Genomic DNA, 17,841 nt, shown 5'->3' with positions numbered 1-17,841 from the left:
GTGCTTCCTTTTCGTTACGTTGTTTAATTTACAAGGTGCACGCCGTTCCCGGCGGTGAGATTTACTTTACCACAAAGTTCTTACTTTGTCAACACATTTTTTCAAGTTTTTTCTTGAAGCTCTGCGTTTTGGTGTTTCACTCTCACGCCCGACAGCTTAGTTAGAATACCAGAGCTTGCCAGAAAAGTCAACCCTCTTCTTCTGCTTTTGTTCATTTTTTTCTCTTGTTTTCCGGATTCACCTTCTTTTTCGTGCTTAATAAGTACTCAAACTGATGAGACTCCTTCTATCATAAGTTATACTTATTGTTAATATTGATTTAGCACGCTTCTTTTGTCGATTTTATCCAGTTTAAATAAAGCTGCGAAAAAGAGACGCGGGTTTGATTCCCGCGTCTCTTCCCTCATCGCAGCAGCAGCGGCTGTATCTGTTCGCCTCGCAGAGCGGCTTCCACCGTCTCCGGGATTTTGGAGAAGTCCGCCACCAGGGAACTGGGTTTCGCCCGGGCGTTGTCCTGCCCGAAGGGAACGAAATAGTAGTTCTTCCGCACCAGCAATTCCCCGATATTCCGGGCGCCAGCCGCCAGGCCGTCGTTGCTGGCCATGGCAATCACCACCGGCCTCCCGTTCCGCAGATGGGCCTTGGCCGCCATCGTAACCGCCGTATCTGTGATGCCCGCCGCCAGCTTGGCTATGGTATTCCCCGTAGCCGGGGCGATCACCAGAACATCCAGCAGCCCCTTGGGACCGATGGGCTCCACAGACGGGATGTCACAAAGCACCTCATGCCCTGTCAAATCCTCCAACCGCTCCATCAGGTCATCAGAGGTCCCGAAGCGGGTATCCGTGAAGGCGGAGATCTCCGACGCGATAGGGATGACTGTCTCATACAGCTGCACCAGCTTCTCCAGCTCCGCCAGCACCTTTTCATGGGTGCAGAAGGAGCCGCACATCGCAAATCCGACCCGTTCTTTTCTCACACAGGGTCACCTCGTTCTTTTAAAATGTAGTCGACTGCGTCCCGGATAGCCACCGCCGCTGCGGCAGGCACCATCCGCCCCGGCAGGGAGCGGGCCCATACGTGGGGCAGTCCCAGCTCCTCTGCAGCAGCTAGGTCGATGCCCTGGACGGAGGCCAGCTCCACACACAGGCAGCCCTTCGGCAGCTGCGCCAGCAGCAGGTGGCCCAGGACGGGCGAGGGGACCGTGTTGAACACGGCGCCGAAGTCACACAGCGCACCATCGAGGCGTCCGGTCTCCAGCGCCTGCCAGCCATAGGCACGGATCCAAGCCAGGTCCGCCGGTTTTCTGGCAGTGACTGTAACATGGGCGCCCAGCCCATGAAGCCGATAGGCCAGCAGCTTTCCGATCCGCCCGAAGCCCAGCACCAAACACTCCATCCCCAGAAGCGTCCGGTCCAGATGCTCCATAGCGATCTGGAGGGCCGACTCCGCCGTGGCCGCCGCGTTGGCAACGGTCAGCTCTTCCCGCTGGAAGTAGTCCACCAGCGTCAGCCCGCAGTTCTCAGCCTCTATCTGCTGGGCGGGACGAACCTGCCCTGCCAGCAACAGCTGGCCGGGACTGAAACGGCGGAACAGCGCACTGGTGGGCAGATCCTCCGTCTCACTGTTTAGTATCCCGTCCTCCCGGCAGAGCGGCAGCGGAAGGATCACCACGTCCGCCGCCGCTGCCTGCGCAGGCAGATCCGGGCATCCGGCCACTCCGCTGGTCCAGACCGTGCGCCCTTCCTCCGCCAGCAGCCGTGCAAGCTCTGCCTGCCGCCGATCTCCGCCGATCACGCCAAAGGTCTTGTTCATCCGGCATTCCCCCTCAAGCCATGGTATGCACGGCGGGGGCGGCGGTGATTGCCTTTCCTGTTTGGATGTGATACGATACATGTGGTCAAACTCTCCCGAAAGGAGTCCTCACCATGAAATTTTCCTATCTGCTCTTTGACGCGGATGACACCCTGTTCGACTTTCCAAAAGCCGCGGCCCGTGCCTTTTCCGCCATGTGCCGGAGCAACGGCGTTCCGGATACGCTGGATACCCGCGCCCTCTACCACCGGATCAACCAGGAGCTGTGGGCAGCCTTTGACCGGGGAGAGGTCTCCAAGGACTATGTGACGTTGGAGCGTTTTGTGCGCTTTTTTCAGGCGTTGAAGCTGCCGCGGGACCCAGACAAGTGCAACCGGGATTACCTCACTGCCCTGGGTGCCGGGGTCTATCCCCTGCCTCACGCGGAGGCGGTCTGCCGGGAACTGGTCCGCCGGGGGCACAAGCTGTACATCGTCACCAACGCTGTGGCCTCCGTCCAGCGCAGCCGCCTGCAGGGCAGTGTGTTCGCAGATCTCATCACGGACGCCTTTATTTCCGAGGACGCCGGAGCCTCCAAGCCGGACCCGGCTTATTATGCCTATGTCCGCTCCCGCATACCCGGCCTGACGCCGGAGAACGGTCTCGTGATCGGAGACTCCCTCTCCACAGACATCCAGGGCGCCAACAATGCCGGACTTCCCTGCTGCTGGTACAATCCTGCTGGAAAGGCCCGGCCGGAGGACCTGCGGATCGACTATGAGATCCGGGACCTGCGGGAGCTGCTGGATATTGTCTGAGAGTATGCTTTCCTGTTTGAATCTGAAAAATCCCGGTGAGTGCCCTCCAAGACGCCTCACCGGGATCATTTCATCTTCAAAACAGAGAGCCGCGATCAGAAACAATAAGAGACCGGATCCCTCCGGTCTCTTACCCTTTCTCTCTGCGCAGGAACGCGCATGGCCGGGTGCCCCCTCACAGCCACGCCGTCTCCAGCAGTTCATCCTTCTTGGCCCGGGTCATCAGCTCTGCTACCACGCCCCGGATCTGCTTGCCCTGATAGAGGACTTCGTAGGCACAGCGGCTGATGGGCATTTCCACGCCTACCCGCTCACTGAGCTGGTGAATGCTCTCCGCGGCGAAGTATCCCTCCACCACGGCGCCTACTTCCTCCATGGCCTCCCGGGGCGTTTTGCCTTGGCCAATGAGGATGCCCGCCCGGCGATTCCGGGAGTGCATGGAAGTGCAGGTCACGATCAGATCCCCCATACCGGCCAAGCCGCCGAAGGTCTGCCGGGAGCCCCCCAGCTTCTCCCCCAAGCGGGTAATCTCCGCCATAGCCCGGGTCATCAGCAGGGCTTTGGTATTGTCCTGATAGCCCAGACCGTCGCACACACCGCAGCTGAGGGCAATGACGTTCTTCAGCGCCGCCGCCAGCTCCACGCCCACGACGTCGCCGCTGGTGTACACCCGGAAGTAATCGTTCATGAAGGCGTCCTGCACAAAACGCGCCGCATCCACATCCAAGCAGGCGGCCACGCAGCCGGTGGGCAGGCGGATCCCCACCTCCTCTGCATGGGAAGGGCCAGAAAGAACTGCTACTTTACAGATATTCCCCGTCTCCTCCTGGATCACTTGGCTGAGACGCAGATTTGTGTCCCGCTCAATCCCCTTGGAAACGGACACCACCACAGTCTTCTCCGTGAGATACGGGGCCATTTTTTTGGCTGTCTCCCGCACGGCAAAGGAGGGCGGTGCGCTGACCACCAGGTCGGCGCCCCTCAAGCAGCCCAAATCCCCGGTGATGTGGAGGGATTCCGGCAGATGGACGCCCTGCAAAAGCGGGTTCTCCCGGGTCCGGGCCATCTCCGCCGCCTTGGCGGGGCTGTGGGACCAGAGATAGGTCTCGTGTCCGTTGTCGCACAGGATCTGGCTGAGGGCCGTGCCCCAGCCGCCGGAGCCCAATACAACTGTTTTCATCTGTATTCCTCCCCCTCAAATTAGGAATCCGGAGTTAGAAATCGAGCTGTTCCGCCTATGGCGGAACAATTCCATTTTGTCCGGCTCTGCCGGACCGCACCATGCCGCATTCCTAATTTTTTTTGCGGTGTACGCTGAATTTATTCTCGTTGCCATGGATAAGGCGGACGATGTTGCTCCGGTGCTTCCACAAAATCAAGGCTCCCAGGAGAAACGCCAGGAGCACGATGACCGGATCCGGATAGAAATACCAAGTGGCAAAAGGGAAGCTGGCCCCAGCCCAGACAGATCCCAGAGATACATACTTCGTCAGCAGGAATAAGAGCAGAAATCCCACCCAGACCACCAGGCCGATCCGCCAGTCGATCATCCAGACGATGGTGCCGCCGGAGAGGATGCCCTTGCCGCCCTTGAAGTGGAACATGCAGGGGAACATGTGACCCAGCAGACAGAACAGGGCAGCCCAGTATTCGCCGAAAAGTGCCCACATACTGCTGATCCGTTCATTGGCCGCGTAACCGTTGGCCCCGGCGACCGTACCCAGGAGCCAGCCGCCCAGCAGCACCGCCACAACGGCCTTCAGCACATCACACAGGATCACCACAAAGGTCAGCGGCCCGCCGAACGTGCGGTAGAAGTTGGTCAGGCCCGCGTTGCCGCTGCCGTGATTACGCACGTCGTCCCGCAGGATATACTTGGAGACGATGACCGCGCCGTTGAAACAGCCGCAAAAGTAGGCGATCACCGCCACCATAAGGATGCCGAGGGGGTCTGGCCCTGTGACGGCATTGGGATCCAGATAGAAGGAATCCAGCATCGTCTTACCCCTCCTTCTCGCCCCGCTGGCGGATGGAGAGGGTGATAGGCGTGCCCTCCAGGCCAAAGGTGTTCCGCAGGCAGTTCTCCAGATACCGCTGGTAGGAGAAGTGGAACAGGCGGCTGTCGTTGCAGAACACCACAAAGTGGGGTGGCCGGATGCCCACCTGGGTCATGTAGTAGATCTTCAACCGGCGGCCCTTGTCGGAGGGGGGCTGAACCCGTGTCTGGGCATCCGCCAGGACGCTGTTCAGCATACCGGTGGTGATCCGGGTGCTGGCCTGGTTGGAGACATAGTCGATCAGCTCGAACAGCCGGTCCACCCGCTGGCCGGTCTTGGCTGAGATGAACAGGATGGGGGCGTAGGTCATGAAGGCCAGGCCGTTGCGGACCTCTTCCCGCATCTTGTCCATGGTCTTGCCGTCCTTTTCGATCAGATCCCACTTGTTGACCACGATGATGCTGGCCTTCCCGGCTTCGTGGGCCAAGCCCGCCACCTTGGTGTCCTGCTCGGTGACGCCTTCGGTGGCGTCGATCAGGATCAGGCACACGTCGCTGCGCTCAATGGCCAGGGTGGCCCGGAGAACGGAGTACTTCTCGATGTCCTCATCCACCTTGGACTTGCGGCGGATGCCGGCGGTGTCAATGAAGACGAACCTGCCCTGATCGTTTTCAAAGTAGGAGTCGATGGCGTCTCGGGTGGTGCCGGCCACGTTGGAGACGATGACCCGCTCCTCCCCCAGGATCTTGTTCACCAGGGAGGACTTGCCGGCGTTGGGCTTGCCGATAACAGCCACCTTGATGGCGTCGTCCTCCTCCTCTTCTTCCTCCTCTGGGGGGAAGTACTGGAGACAGGCGTCCAGCAGGTCGCCGGTGCCGTGGCCATGGACAGCCGAGACAGCGATGGGATCCCCCAGTCCCAGGTTGTAGAACTCATAAAAGTCCGGGTCCGGGACACCGGTGGAGTCCATTTTGTTCACTGCCAGCACGATGGGCTTGCCGCTGCGCAGCAGCATGTTGGCCACCTCCTGGTCAGAGGCGGTGAGGCCCGTGCGGACATCCGTCAGAAAGATGATGACAGTGGCGTTCTCGATGGCGATCTGGGCCTGATCCCGCATGAAGGACAGGATCTGGTCGTCGGTCCGGGGCTCGATACCGCCGGTGTCGATAAGGGTGAAGGACCGGCCGTTCCAGTCCGTCTCCCCATAGATGCGGTCCCGGGTGACGCCCGGGGTGTCCTCCACAATGGAGAGGCGCTTTCCAATGAGTTTGTTGAACAGCATGGACTTGCCCACATTGGGCCGGCCCACGATGGCGACGATGGGTTTCACCGGCGCTCACTTCCCTTCTTTATCAAGCAGACATACATGGTCATATTATACCCAGTGACCGGCGAAATGGCAAGACGTCCTCCGATTTTTACACAGTATGGACGCAGAAAAAGGAGGGAAGATGTTGCTCTTCCCTCCCGATCCACAGGGCACGTCTTATTTCGCCACCACGGACTTGACAACCTTGACCTCGCGGCCGTTGTAAGTACCGCACTCCTGGCACATTCTGTGAGGCAGGTGCAGCGCACCGCATTTCGGGCATTTGACGAGGCCGGGAGCCGCCAGCTTCCAGTGGGAGCTGCGGCGCTTGTCGCGTCTAGCTTTGGATACTTTTCCCTTAGGTACTGCCATTGTGACACCTCCTTGATCTTTCAAAGGCAACGGAGTCGCCCCCGGCCTTATTCATTCGTTCTCTCTGTTCTCTAAAAGCTTTGCCAGGACCGCCAGACGGGGATCCGTCTCCTTCCCACAGGAGCAGGGGCCGAGGTTCAGGTCGGCACCGCACCGGGGGCACAGTCCTTTGCAATCTTCCGAACACAATGTCTTGGTGTCCATTCCAAGGATGAACGCCGTGCGGGCCAGATCGCCCACATCCACTTCCCCATCCTCCAGCAGGACGATCTCGTCGTTGTCCTCGTTCTGGAGCTCTTCCGCCAATAGGCAGCGAAAAGGAACGATCTTGTCCTGAAGAAACGCCTTGCCGCACCGGTCGCAGACCGCGTCCAGCGTGGTCCGGGCCGTCAGCTCCAGCTCCAGGAGATCCGCGGTGTTGCTCACCGCGCCCTCCACCTCCACAGGGCGGCTGATGGGATGCCGTCCGGCAAATTCCACGTCGGACAAGTCCAGAGAAAACTGGAACGTCAGGCGCTTGCCAGGGGCATGCAGTATGGGTCTTACATCAAAACGCATAAGCTACCTCGTAATGACACGAATAGTATTATAAGGGATGTGTGCCCGGTTGTCAAACAATTTTTTCATGTTTTTGCCGTTTCCGGGCAAATTTTTTCATTTCCGGGCAGGCGCTCTGTTCAGCTCTCCTCTTCCCGACGCTTCTGCCAGCCGGTGATGTCGATGCCCAGGATCACATTGCGGAAGCCCTCCTGCAGCCGGGCATAGGTGGTGATGTTGTAGATGTCCTTGGGCCGGCGGGTGTTCCAGCCGTCCCGCAGCCGCTCTGCCAGCTCTTGGCACAGGGGCTCCTCCAGTCCCAGCAGCATGGGGGAAAGATACGTCACCAGCATCTGCTTTTCCCGGGCCTGGACCATGGTCCGGTTCCAGGGGCGCTGGCGTTTCCACCCTGCCTCCAGCAGGTCCAGCAGCTGCTCCGCCAGTACCCGGCGGCCGTCAGGGTCCTCCGCCGTCTCCCGGACGGCCTCCATGTACAGTGGTCCGAATCGCTCCGTGTAGGTCCGGAAGGCGCTGGTGTACTCCCGGCGGGTGAACCGCTCGTTGTAATAGCGCGCCTCCTGCACGGCGGCGCAGAGCTCTTCCAGCTTCATTCCTCGTCCCGTCCCTTCTGGTCCGCTTCGGGTCCGACCTGTTCTGCAGGTGTCGCCGGACGCTTCTGCTCCGGCAGGGCGTCGTCCTGGCTCCAGCTATCCGGGTCGTCCTTGTGAGCCTTGGCGTACTGGTACGCCTTCCACTCCCGCCAAAGCACCATCGCCCCTGCCACGGCGAACACTGCGCCCGCCGCCGCGTTCAGGGCCACGGTTTCGGCGGTCCCGTCCCAGATGCCCTTCATCAGCTGGTAGGCCAGATACAGCAGGTAGCCCCCTGCCAAGACCCGGAAATAGTTCACCCAGCCCCGCTGTTTGTTTCCGTCATGCTGCGCCATACGTCCAGTTTCTCCTAACCGATTCAAAAAATTCTCTCTCCGCTTTACAAGCGCCCGGCAAACAGGTATGATGGTAGCATCAAATACTTGCCCACCGGAGGATGCCATGCGGGAACTCACCATTGGAAAAAACGACGCCGGACAGCGGCTGGACCGCTTTGTGGCCAAAAGCCTGCCCCTGCTGCCCCCCACCCTGCTGCAGAAATACATCCGCCTCAAGCGGATCAAAGTCAACGGCAGGGGTGCCAAGCGGAACACACGGCTGGAGTCCGGCGATATTTTACAATTATATATCAACGACGAGTTCTTTGACAAGCCCTCTGAGGAAAACATCTTTCTCACCGTGTTCCGTCCCCAGCTGGACATCGTGTACGAAGACGAGAATCTGCTGCTGGTGAACAAGCGGCCGGGTCTGGTGGTCCACGCCGATGAGACGGAGAAGGTCAACACCCTCATCAACCACATTCAGGCCTACCTGTACCAGAAAAAAGAGTGGAATCCCAAATGGGAGAACGCCTTTGCGCCCGCCCTGTGCAACCGGATCGACCGGAACACCGGCGGCATTGTCATTGCCGCCAAGAACGCGGAGACCCTGCGGATCATAAATGAGAAGATCAAAAACCATGAGGTGGAGAAGTCTTATCTCTGCATCACCGTAGGCCGCCCCAAGCCAGTGGAGGGGAAGATTGCGGGCTTTCTTTTAAAAGATGAGGCGAAAAAGCAGGTGGCTTTCTATCGCCGTCCCATTCCCGGCGGAAAGACTGCCGTGACCCTGTACCGGACTCTGGAGACCCGGGGCCCGCTGTCTTTGGTAGAGTGTCGGCTGCTCACCGGCCGGACCCACCAGATCCGGGTGTCCATGGCGGAGATCGGCTGTCCCCTGCTGGGGGACGGCAAGTACGGCCGGGGGGATGTGAACCGCCGCTACGGCGAGACCCGGCAGGCCCTGTATTCCTACCAGCTGGCCTTCCCTTTCCCCACGGACGCCGGGGCGCTGAATTACCTGCGGGGCAGGGTCTTCACCGTGGCGGATGTGCCCTTCCGGGACAAGTATTTTCCCGCGCCGGAAACTCCTAAAAAAATTCCCGTAAAACCCCGGTGAAATCTTTGATTTTGCTTGACTTTTCGCCACACATCGGATATAGTTTGTTATTGCTGAATTTCGACGAGAAAGGTTCCCCCTCAACAGAGAAAAGAGGCGTTTCATTGTAATCAAAATTATTATGAAATGGGGGAGGATACATGTCCAAAGAGTTGATTCGTCTGCGGAACATCCGTATGGCGTTTGACGACGAAGTGGTTCTCAACGATTTAAACCTCTATATCAACGACAAAGAATTCCTCACACTGCTTGGACCCAGCGGCTGCGGCAAGACCACAACGCTGCGTATTATTGGCGGCTTCACGACCCCTGTGTCGGGAGACGTCCTGTTCGACGGTGTGAGGATTAATGACGTTCCGCCCTATCGGCGGCAGATCAACACGGTGTTCCAGAAATACGCCCTGTTTCCCCACATGAATGTGTTTGAGAACGTGGCCTTCGGCCTGCGGATGCAGAAGCGGCCGGACCCGAAGGATCCCTCCGGCAAGCGCCGGGTAAAGATCCCGGAGACGGAGATCCGTCAGCGTGTGCTGGAAATGCTGGAGGTTGTCAGCCTGAAGGGCTTTGAAAACCGCAAGCCGGACGCCCTGTCCGGCGGACAGCAGCAGCGGGTGGCCATCGCCCGGGCCCTGGTAAACCGGCCCAAGGTGCTGCTGCTGGACGAGCCCCTGGGCGCTCTGGATCTAAAGCTCCGCAAGGACATGCAGCTGGAGCTGAAGAAAATCCAGCAGCAGGTGGGCATCACCTTCATCTACGTCACCCACGACCAGGAGGAGGCCCTGACCATGTCCGACACCATCGTAGTGATGGACAAGGGCTGCATCCAGCAGATCGGCACGCCGGAGGATATCTATAACGAGCCCAAGAACGCCTTTGTGGCGGACTTCATCGGTGAGTCCAACATCATTGACGGCGTCATGGTCCGGGACAAGCTGGTGAAGATGTACGGCCGGGAGTTTCCCTGCCTGGACGGCGGCTTTGCTGAGAACGAGCCGGTGGACGTGGTCATCCGGCCCGAGGACATCGACATCGTCCCCATGGAGCAGGGACAACTGGTGGGGACTGTCACCTCCGTCACCTTCAAGGGGATGCAGTACGACATCATCGTGGATTTCCGGGGCTTCAAATGGCTTATCCAAACCACAGACCATTCCCCCGTGGGCGCCCGGATCGGCATCAAGATCGATCCCGACGGCATCCACATTATGAAAAAGAGTCAGTATTCCGGGATGTTCGGCGATTACTCCTCCTTCTCGGAAGAATATGAGGAGATGAGCGACGCCAACTGGGAGGCGGATGAGGAGGAGAGCGAGGATGAAAAATAAGCTCTCATTGTTCGCCGTTCCCTATGTGGGATGGATGTCCATCTTCGTGGTGGCGCCCATCATCATTATGGTGGTCTATGCCTTCAGCACCGCCGCCGGGGACTTCACGCTGGAGAACTTCGCCCGCATGGGTACCTATACAGCGGTGTTCACCCGCTCGTTTAAGCTGGCCATCATCGCCACACTGATCGCTCTGCTGATCGGATACCCGGTATCCTATATGCTCTCCAAGGAGGGGCCGCAGGTGCAGCGCATCGCTATGGTGCTCATCATGCTGCCCATGTGGATGAATTTTCTGCTGCGGACCTATTCCTGGATGTCCATTCTGGAGAACAACGGACTTTTGAACCAGCTGTTTCAGCAGATCGGCCTGATCGACCTTTACAACCAGGTCGCTATGCACTTCGCAGCTGATCCTGCCGCGTATGTCCCCATCGATCACTTCCAGATGATCGGTACCCAGGGCGCCGTAGTGCTGGGTATGGTGTACAACTACCTGCCCTTCATGATCCTGCCCATCTACTCCGTGCTGGTAAAGCTGGACCATTCCCTCATTGAAGCGGCCCGGGACCTGGGCGCCAGCAGCGTGCAGGTGTTCCGCAAGGTCATCCTGCCCCTGTCTTTGCCGGGGGTGCTCTCCGGCATCACCATGGTGTTCGTGCCCTCCGTGTCCACCTTCGCCATCTCCCGTCTGCTGGGCGGCGGCACCCAGATGATGCTGGGCGACCTGATCGAACAGCAGTTCCTGGGCGGGGCCTATAATCCCCAGCTCGGGGCGGCTATCGCGCTTGTGATGATGGCCATTGTGGTGGTGTGTATGCTGGTGATGAACCGTTTCGGCGACGGTGAGGAACAGGCGGTGATGCTGTGAAACGGAAGCATCTGCTGGGAAACCGCATCTTCATGGCGTTGGTATTCGTATTCCTGTATGCGCCGATTTTCATTCTCATCATCTTCTCCTTCAATGCCGGCAACAGCAGCGCGGTGTGGAAGGGCTTCTCCCTGCACTGGTATGCGGAGCTGTTCCAGAACCGCCTCATTATGCAGAGTGTCTATACCACGCTGCTGGTATCCGTGCTTTCCACGCTGATTGCCACTGTGGCGGGCACCTTTGCAGCCATTGGCCTGGCCAGTATGCGGCGGCGGTGGCGCACGCCCCTGATGACGGTGAACAACATTCCCGTCATGAATGCGGAGATCGTCACCGGCGTCTCCATGTGTCTGTTGTTCGTGGCCTTTTTCGGCCTGTGGAAGGCCTTTGCCGTCTGGTTCAACCAGGCGCAGGATACCTTCTGGATGGAGGAGAACATCTATCTTGGCTTCGGTACACTGCTGCTGGCCCATGTGACCTTCAACATCCCCCACGTTATCCTGACAGTGATGCCCAAGCTGCGCCAGATGGACAAAAACCTAGTGGACGCGGCCCAAGACCTGGGCTGCACCTGGATGCAGGCCTTCTGGAAGGTCATTATCCCGGAGATCAAGCCCGGCATCATCTCCGGCGCACTGATCGCCTTCACCATGAGCATCGACGATTTCATCATCAGTTACTTCACCGCCGGTTCCGGCGTGTCCACTTTGGCCATGACCATCTATTCCATGACGAAAAAGCGGGTCAGCCCGGAGATCAATGCCATTTCCACGCTGCTCTTCGGCGCTGTGCTGCTGCTGCTCATCATCATCAATGTCCGGGAATCCCGGCAGGAGCGCCTGCGGGAGCGAGCCCGCGCATGACTATCGGTCCCACGGCCTGCGGGTCTTGAGATACGCATTCAAATCAACACTGGAGGAATGATCAATTGAAAAAAATGGTAGCCTTGACTCTCGCCTTACTGATGGCGGCGAGCCTGTTCCTGTCCGGATGCTCCGTGCGCAAGGACACCTCTGACTCGGAAAATTCCGGCAGCAGTAACGGCAGCGGCAGCGGGGACCGTGTGGTCAACGTGTGCAGCTGGGGTGAATATATCGACGAGTCCCTGATCGACCAATTTGAAGAAGCGACCGGCATCAAAGTCAACTATCAGACCGCAGAGAGCAACGAGGTTCTCTATTCCCAGCTGAGCATGGGCGGCGTGGACTATGACGTCATCGTCCCCTCCGACTACATGATCTCCCAGCTGATCGAAGAGGATATGCTGGCCGAGCTCAATTATGATAACATCCCCAATTTTGAGAAGATCGACGACCGCTTCAAGAATCTGTCCTACGATCCGGAGAACAAGTACACCGTGCCCTACACCTGGGGCACCCTGGGCATCATCTACAACACCGCCAAGGTGCAGGAGCCCATTACCAGCTGGAGCGCCATGTTCGATCCCCAGTACGCCGGGAACGTGCTGCTTATCAACAACTCCCGGGATGCTCTGGGCATCGCCCTGTTGTACCTGGGGTACTCTGTGAATACCACTGACGAGGCGGAGATTCAGGAGGCTTACCAGCTCATCGCCGACGCCGTAAAGAACGGGGTGTATCAGGGAAAGGTCATGGACGAGGTGTTTCAGAAGATGGAGGGCGGCAACGCCGCCATTGCCACCTACTATGCCGGTGACTATCTGAGCATGCTGGAAAACAACGAAGATCTCGCCTATGTAGTGCCCGAGGAGGGCAGCAACTGGTTCGTGGACGCTATGTGCGTTCTCAAAACCTCCCAGCACAAGGAGGAGGCGGAGGCCTGGATCAACTTTATGGCCTCCACTGAGGCAAACCTGCGGAATATGGACTATATCTGGTACGCCTCTCCCAACGCTGAGGCGCTGGAGACCTATCCTGCCTACTATGAGGAGACCTACGGAGAGCCCCTGGATCCCGCTCTCTATGAGATCATGGCCCCCTCCCAGGAGGTGCTGGACCGGTGTGAGGCCTACTTGGTCCTCCCTGCTGAGACGCGCACCCTCTATAACGACCTCTGGACGCAACTCGGTATCTGAGCTGTAAAATGCGGCACCGGAACACCACCCGGTGCCGCTTCTTTTTCCCTTGCGAATTCCATTGCTTTCCTGTACACTGGAGGCAGAAGATATTTTACCAAGGAGGAATCCTCTCATGATTTTGATTGGAACAAAATGCCGCCTGGAGCAAACTGTTACGGACGCCCTTACCGCCGCTAACGTGGGTTCCGGTGCCCTGCCGGTGTTCGGCACGCCCTATATGTCCGCCCTGATGGAAAATGCCGCCATGACCTGTCTGCAGAGCTTTCTGGAGGAGGGCCAGGGCAGTGTGGGCACCCATCTGGACATCTCCCACGACGCTCCCACCCCCATCGGCATGAAGGTGTGGGCGGAGGCAGAGATCACCGCCGTTTCGGAAAACGGCAAAATGGTGGACTTCGCTGTGAAAGCCTGGGATGAGAGCGGCCCCATCGGCAGCGGCACCCACACCCGGGCCATCGTCAAGAACGAAAAATTTCTGGCAAAATGCAATGCCAAGCTGGAGAAGAAGTAATTCTTTCCACATGGACAAAACAAGGGAGGACCCGGAATGGGTCCTCCCTTTTCTTCTGCTATCGCGGTGCCGTGGGGAAATCGCTCCCACGGGGATCAAAACAGCGTCAGCTGGCTGGTCTCCGCCATCCCGGCGAAGGCTCCCAGCGCCTTCAGCTGCTCAATATGGGTCTTGGACAGCTTGTTGCAGCACATGGCGAACTCCTCAACGGAGACGAACTCCTTCCCATTCCGCTTCTCCACCGTGTCGATGGCCGCCGCCTCTCCCAGGCCGTGGACCGTTGTGAAGGGCGGCAGCAGACCGTTCTCCGTCACTTTGAACTTGGTGGCATCGGACTCATAAATGTTGATCGTGTCGAAGTGGAAGCCCCGCAGGTAGAACTCATAGCACACCTCCAGGGTGGTCAGCAGGTTCTGCTCCACCGCCGTGGCGTCCTTGTTGTTCTCGATCTCCCGGATCTTCCGCTTCACCGCATCCTTTCCGGCACAGCAGTACTCCGCATCAAAGGCCTTGGCCCGGACGGAGAAAAAGGTTGCATAGAATGCCAGGGGCTCATGGACCTTGAACCAGGCGATGCGGAAGGCCATCATCACGTAGGCCACCGCGTGGGCCTTGGGGAACAGGTAGCCGATCTTGGCCAGGGAGTCGATGTACCACTCCGGCACGTCGTGGTCCCGCATGGCCTCCACCCAGCCCTCGTCAAAGCCGCCCTTCTTCACCTTGCCCTTGCGGACCTTCTCCATGATCTTGAAGCTCATCTTGGGGTCCAGGCCCTTGGAGATCAGGTACAGCATGATATCGTCCCGGCAGCCCACCGTCTCCAGAACGGAGGCGGTGCCGCTGACGATCAGCTCCCGGGCGTTGCCCAGCCACACGTCTGTCCCGTGGGAGAAGCCGGAGAGCCGTACCAACGTGTTGAAGTCCTTGGGCTGGGTGTCCACCAGCATCTGCCGGGTGAATCGGGTGTTGAACTCCGGGATCGCCACGGCGCCGGTGGGGCCCAGAATCTCGTCGTTCTCGTATCCCAGCACTTTGCTGGAGGTGAAGATGGACATGGTGTCCGGGTCATCCAGGGGAATCTGGCGGGCGTTGACGCCGGTCAGATCCTCCATCATGCGGACCATGGTGGGATCATCGTGTCCCAGCATATCCAGCTTCAGGAGGTTTGCCTCCATAGAGTGGTATTCAAAATGAGTGGTGATGGTGTCGGAGTCGTCGGCGTCCGCCGGGTGCTGCACCGGGCAGAAGTCCTCCATGTCCATATCGTCGGGAACGACCACCAGGCCGCCGGGGTGCTGACCGGTGGTCCGGCGGGTGCCCACGCAGCCCAGGGTCAGGCGATTCTCCTCTGCCCGGCCCACAGTCATGCCGTTCTCCTCCAGGTATTTTTTCACGAAGCCGTAAGCGGTCTTCTCCGCCAGTGTACCGATGGTACCGGCCCGGAACACCTGGGTCTCTCCGAACATCTCGATGGCGTGGCGGTGGGCCCTGGCCTGATACTCACCGGAGAAGTTCAGGTCGATATCCGGCACCTTGCCGCCGCCGAAGCCCAGGAAGGTTTCAAAGGGGATGTCGAAGCCGTCTTTGATGTATTCTGTGCCGCACACCGGGCAGATCTTGTCCGGCATGTCCGCGCCGCAGCCGTAGGAGCCGTCCTGAATGAACTCCGCATGCTTGCAATTCGGGCAGCGGTAGTGGGGCGGAAGGCTGTTCACCTCTGTGATCCCGGACATATAGGCCACCAGGGACGAGCCTACGGAGCCCCGGGAGCCCACCAGGTAGCCGTTTTCCAGGGACCGCTGCACCAGCTTCTGGGCGGACATGTACACCACGTCGTACTTACCCAGAATGCCGCCCAGCTCCACGTTCAGCCGGTCCACAATCAGCTTGGGCGGGTCCTCGCCGTACAGCTCATGGACCTTGTTCCACACCAGGGAATTCAGCTCCTCCTCAGAGTTCTCCAGCCGGGGCGGGAACAGCTCCTCCGGCAGCAAGGGGAAAGTCTCCACCTGGTCGGCGATGGCCTGGGTATTGGTCACCACCACCTCATAGGCCTTCTCCTTCCCCAGGTAAGCGAACTCCTCCAGCATCTCATCGGTGGTCTTGAAGTAGATGGGCAGCGGGGCGTTGGCGTCCGGGAACTTCTTGGAGGCCAGCAGGATGTGGCGGTACACCTCGTCCTCCGGCTCCCGGAAGTGGACGTCGCCGGTGGCGCAGACAGGCTTGCCCAGCTCCTCTCCCAGCCGGACGATGGTGCGGTTAAACTCCCGCAGCTCCTCCTCTGACTGGACGTCGCCGTTTCGCAGCATGAAGGCGTTGTTGCACAGGGGCTGGATCTCCAGATAGTCGTAGAAAGAGGCGATGCGTTTCAGCTCTTCCCAGTCCTTGTGGTCCGCCACGGCCCGGAACAGCTCGCCCGCCTCACAGGCGGAACCCACAATGATGCCCTCCCGGTGCTCCAGCAGCAGACTCTTGGGGATGGTGGGCACCCGCTTGAAATACTTCAGATTGGAGGCGGAGATCATCTGGTACAGGTTTTTCAGCCCCACCTTGTTCCGGGCGATCAGAATGATGTGCTTGGGGAAGCGGTTGGTCTTGCTGCCCAGGGGCCGCAGCTTCTCCATCTCGCGGTTTACCGCCTGGAGGGTGTGGATGCCCCGCTCGTGGAGCATCTTCCAGAAGGGGATCAGCATATAGCCCACGGTGGCGGCGTCGTCGCTGGCCCGGTGGTGGTTGAAGTTGGGCAGCTCCAGCCGGTCCGCCACGATGTCCAGCTTGTACTTTCCCAGATCCGGCAGCAGGTTCTGTGCCAGGATCAGGGAGTCCACATAGGTGGGCTGGAAGTCCAGCCCCACCTTCCGGCAGCCCGCCCGGATGAAGCCGATGTCAAACTCTGCGTTGTGGGCCGCCAGGGGGCGGCCGTCCACGAACTTCAAAAATTCCGCCAGGGCCTCCTTCAGTTGAGGGGCGTCCTTCAGCATGTCGTCGGTGATGCCGGTGAGGCCGATGATCTCCGGCGTCAGCCGCCGGTTGGGGTTGACGAAGGTCTGGAACCGATCCGTAATCTCACCGTTTTTCAGCACCACGGCGCCGATCTCCGTAATGGCCTCCCGGTCCACCTTGAGGCCCGTGGTCTCGATGTCGAAGCACACGAACTCCCCGTCCAGGGAGCAGTCCTGAGGGCCGTGGACCACCACCCGGTCATCGATGTTGTTGACAAAGTAGCCCTCCACGCCATAGAGGATCTTGATCTTGTCCCCAGCGGCGTGCCAAGCGTCCGGGAAGGACTGGGCCACGCCGTGGTCCGTGATGGCGATGGCGGGATGTCCCCACCGGATGGCCTGTTGGACCACCTCTTTCGTGTCCGTCAGGGCATCCATATTGCTCATCTTCGTGTGGAGGTGCAGCTCCACACGCTTCTCCGGGGCGGTATCCTGCCGCTCAGTGTGCTCCGCCAGCTGGATGTGGTAGGGGTTCAGCTGGATGTCCTTCCCGTCCCAGGTGGGCTCCATCTTGCCCTGGACGCACAGCCACATGCCGGGCTTGATGGCGCTCTCCAGTCCCTGAGCCTCCTTCTCCGTCAGGTTCTTCTGAACGGTGACGGAGTTGGTATAGTCCGTCATGTCGAAGCTCAGCCGCCACATACCGGGCCGCCGGGTCTCCCGGCACTCGAAGGCGAACACCTTCCCCGCCACGGTGGCATTCCCCATCTTCAGGTCCAGGATCTTCATGGGCACCGGCTGGATGCGAATGGGCTTGCCCATCAGGACCTTGCCTGCGGCCTGCTTCTCGCCCTTACTGCCGGAGGGGGCCGCCGGGACCGAAGCAGCCGGGCGGCTCCCTGCGGCTGCGGCCTGGGAAGAAGGAGCCTTGCAGGTGACTTCCGTCGTCACCTGTCGGAAGCCGTATACGCCCATCAGCAGATGCTTCAGCTCCTCCAGCTCCGCATCTCCCAGCTCCGCCCTGGTGGTGAGGCGCAGCGCCAGCGACATGCCGGCCTGGTCGATGCAAGCGCCGTTCACCACTGCGCCGGCCAAACGAAGCCGCAGCTCTCCGGAGAGCTGCAGCTCAGTAAACATTTCAAAAAAGGGTATATCTCTTGACATAGACGCCACCTTGTTAAACAGGAATCAAATGCTGAGAAATCAGAAATTAGGAATGAGGAATTCCGGCGTCCGGCAACGCCGGACGTATGAGCAT

General features: G+C 59.4%; 17 protein-coding genes. 7 read left to right on the top strand and 10 right to left on the bottom strand.

Annotation, left to right across the window (positions count from 1 at the left end):
- Positions 1-403 precede the first annotated feature (403 nt).
- Both QVE23_RS02285 and QVE23_RS02280 read right to left on the bottom strand, forming a co-directional pair.
- Positions 404-979, bottom strand: coding sequence for a dipicolinate synthase subunit B (locus tag QVE23_RS02285; RefSeq protein ID WP_025544002.1), 576 nt, complete (start codon positions 977-979; stop codon positions 404-406).
- On the bottom strand, positions 976-1,815 hold the full coding sequence (locus QVE23_RS02280; protein ID WP_136890687.1) for a dipicolinate synthase subunit DpsA: 840 nt from the start codon (positions 1,813-1,815) through the stop codon (positions 976-978). The genes QVE23_RS02285 and QVE23_RS02280 overlap by 4 nt, the downstream gene beginning before the upstream one ends.
- A 113-nt stretch (positions 1,816-1,928) precedes the next feature.
- On the opposite strand from QVE23_RS02280, the gene QVE23_RS02275 reads away from it, so the two are divergent.
- A complete protein-coding gene (locus tag QVE23_RS02275; protein ID WP_287967508.1) occupies positions 1,929-2,612 on the top strand; it encodes a YjjG family noncanonical pyrimidine nucleotidase in 684 nt (227 codons plus the stop codon).
- A 175-nt stretch (positions 2,613-2,787) separates the two neighbouring features.
- On the opposite strand, the gene QVE23_RS02270 is transcribed toward QVE23_RS02275, so the two are convergent.
- The 7 genes from QVE23_RS02270 to QVE23_RS02240 all read right to left on the bottom strand — a co-directional run bounded on the left by QVE23_RS02270 (position 2,788) and on the right by QVE23_RS02240 (position 7,773).
- The gene (locus tag QVE23_RS02270) at positions 2,788-3,792 is read right to left on the bottom strand and encodes an NAD(P)H-dependent glycerol-3-phosphate dehydrogenase (RefSeq protein WP_021751213.1); all 1,005 of its coding nucleotides are present in this window, start codon (positions 3,790-3,792) and stop codon (positions 2,788-2,790) included.
- A gap of 112 nt (positions 3,793-3,904) precedes the next feature.
- Positions 3,905-4,609 carry a glycerol-3-phosphate 1-O-acyltransferase PlsY gene (plsY, locus tag QVE23_RS02265; protein ID WP_021751214.1) on the bottom strand — a complete coding sequence of 235 codons (705 nt, stop codon included), beginning with the start codon at positions 4,607-4,609 and terminating at the stop codon, positions 3,905-3,907.
- 4 nt (positions 4,610-4,613) lie between these two features.
- Positions 4,614-5,939, bottom strand: coding sequence for a ribosome biogenesis GTPase Der (der, locus tag QVE23_RS02260; protein WP_287967507.1), 1,326 nt, complete (start codon positions 5,937-5,939; stop codon positions 4,614-4,616).
- Between the two features lie 156 nt (positions 5,940-6,095).
- Positions 6,096-6,290, bottom strand: coding sequence for a 50S ribosomal protein L32 (rpmF, locus tag QVE23_RS02255; protein ID WP_025543998.1), 195 nt, complete (start codon positions 6,288-6,290; stop codon positions 6,096-6,098).
- Between the two features lie 51 nt (positions 6,291-6,341).
- Complete coding sequence (locus tag QVE23_RS02250; RefSeq protein WP_273481529.1) at positions 6,342-6,848, bottom strand: YceD family protein; 507 nt, start codon at positions 6,846-6,848, stop codon at positions 6,342-6,344.
- 119 nt (positions 6,849-6,967) lie between these two features.
- Positions 6,968-7,438: a hypothetical protein gene (locus QVE23_RS02245; protein ID WP_021751218.1), complete on the bottom strand. Its 471-nt coding sequence runs from the start codon at positions 7,436-7,438 to the stop codon at positions 6,968-6,970.
- The gene (locus QVE23_RS02240) at positions 7,435-7,773 is read right to left on the bottom strand and encodes a hypothetical protein (protein WP_025543996.1); all 339 of its coding nucleotides are present in this window, start codon (positions 7,771-7,773) and stop codon (positions 7,435-7,437) included. The genes QVE23_RS02245 and QVE23_RS02240 overlap by 4 nt, the downstream gene beginning before the upstream one ends.
- A gap of 106 nt (positions 7,774-7,879) precedes the next feature.
- Between QVE23_RS02240 and QVE23_RS02235 the strand changes: the two genes are divergently transcribed.
- The 6 genes from QVE23_RS02235 to QVE23_RS02210 all read left to right on the top strand — a co-directional run bounded on the left by QVE23_RS02235 (position 7,880) and on the right by QVE23_RS02210 (position 13,641).
- Positions 7,880-8,875 (top strand): RluA family pseudouridine synthase, encoded by a 996-nt coding sequence (locus QVE23_RS02235; RefSeq protein WP_287967506.1) that lies wholly within the window; start codon positions 7,880-7,882, stop codon positions 8,873-8,875.
- A gap of 140 nt (positions 8,876-9,015) precedes the next feature.
- Positions 9,016-10,200 (top strand): ABC transporter ATP-binding protein, encoded by a 1,185-nt coding sequence (locus QVE23_RS02230; RefSeq protein WP_025543994.1) that lies wholly within the window; start codon positions 9,016-9,018, stop codon positions 10,198-10,200.
- Positions 10,190-11,071 (top strand): ABC transporter permease, encoded by an 882-nt coding sequence (locus tag QVE23_RS02225; protein ID WP_287827146.1) that lies wholly within the window; start codon positions 10,190-10,192, stop codon positions 11,069-11,071. Before QVE23_RS02230 ends, QVE23_RS02225 begins: the two co-directional genes overlap by 11 nt.
- 32 nt (positions 11,072-11,103) lie before the next feature.
- Positions 11,104-11,934, top strand: a complete 831-nt coding sequence (locus QVE23_RS02220) for an ABC transporter permease (RefSeq protein WP_051320072.1) — start codon at positions 11,104-11,106, stop codon at positions 11,932-11,934.
- A 74-nt stretch (positions 11,935-12,008) separates the two neighbouring features.
- Positions 12,009-13,127, top strand: a complete 1,119-nt coding sequence (locus QVE23_RS02215) for an ABC transporter substrate-binding protein (RefSeq protein WP_036627223.1) — start codon at positions 12,009-12,011, stop codon at positions 13,125-13,127.
- 115 nt (positions 13,128-13,242) lie between these two features.
- Positions 13,243-13,641 carry a thioesterase family protein gene (locus tag QVE23_RS02210; RefSeq protein WP_025543991.1) on the top strand — a complete coding sequence of 133 codons (399 nt, stop codon included), beginning with the start codon at positions 13,243-13,245 and terminating at the stop codon, positions 13,639-13,641.
- Between the two features lie 95 nt (positions 13,642-13,736).
- Here the strand turns inward: QVE23_RS02210 and QVE23_RS02205 are convergent, their stop codons facing one another.
- Entirely contained in the window at positions 13,737-17,747 is a 4,011-nt protein-coding gene (locus QVE23_RS02205; RefSeq protein WP_119311070.1) for a PolC-type DNA polymerase III, read from the bottom strand.
- Between the last annotated feature and the right edge of the window lie 94 nt (positions 17,748-17,841).

This window comes from Oscillibacter sp. KLE 1728 (assembly GCF_934833455.1).
Lineage (GTDB): Bacteria > Bacillota > Clostridia > Oscillospirales > Oscillospiraceae > Oscillibacter > Oscillibacter welbionis.
This window is presented reverse-complemented; position numbering and strand designations above follow the sequence as displayed.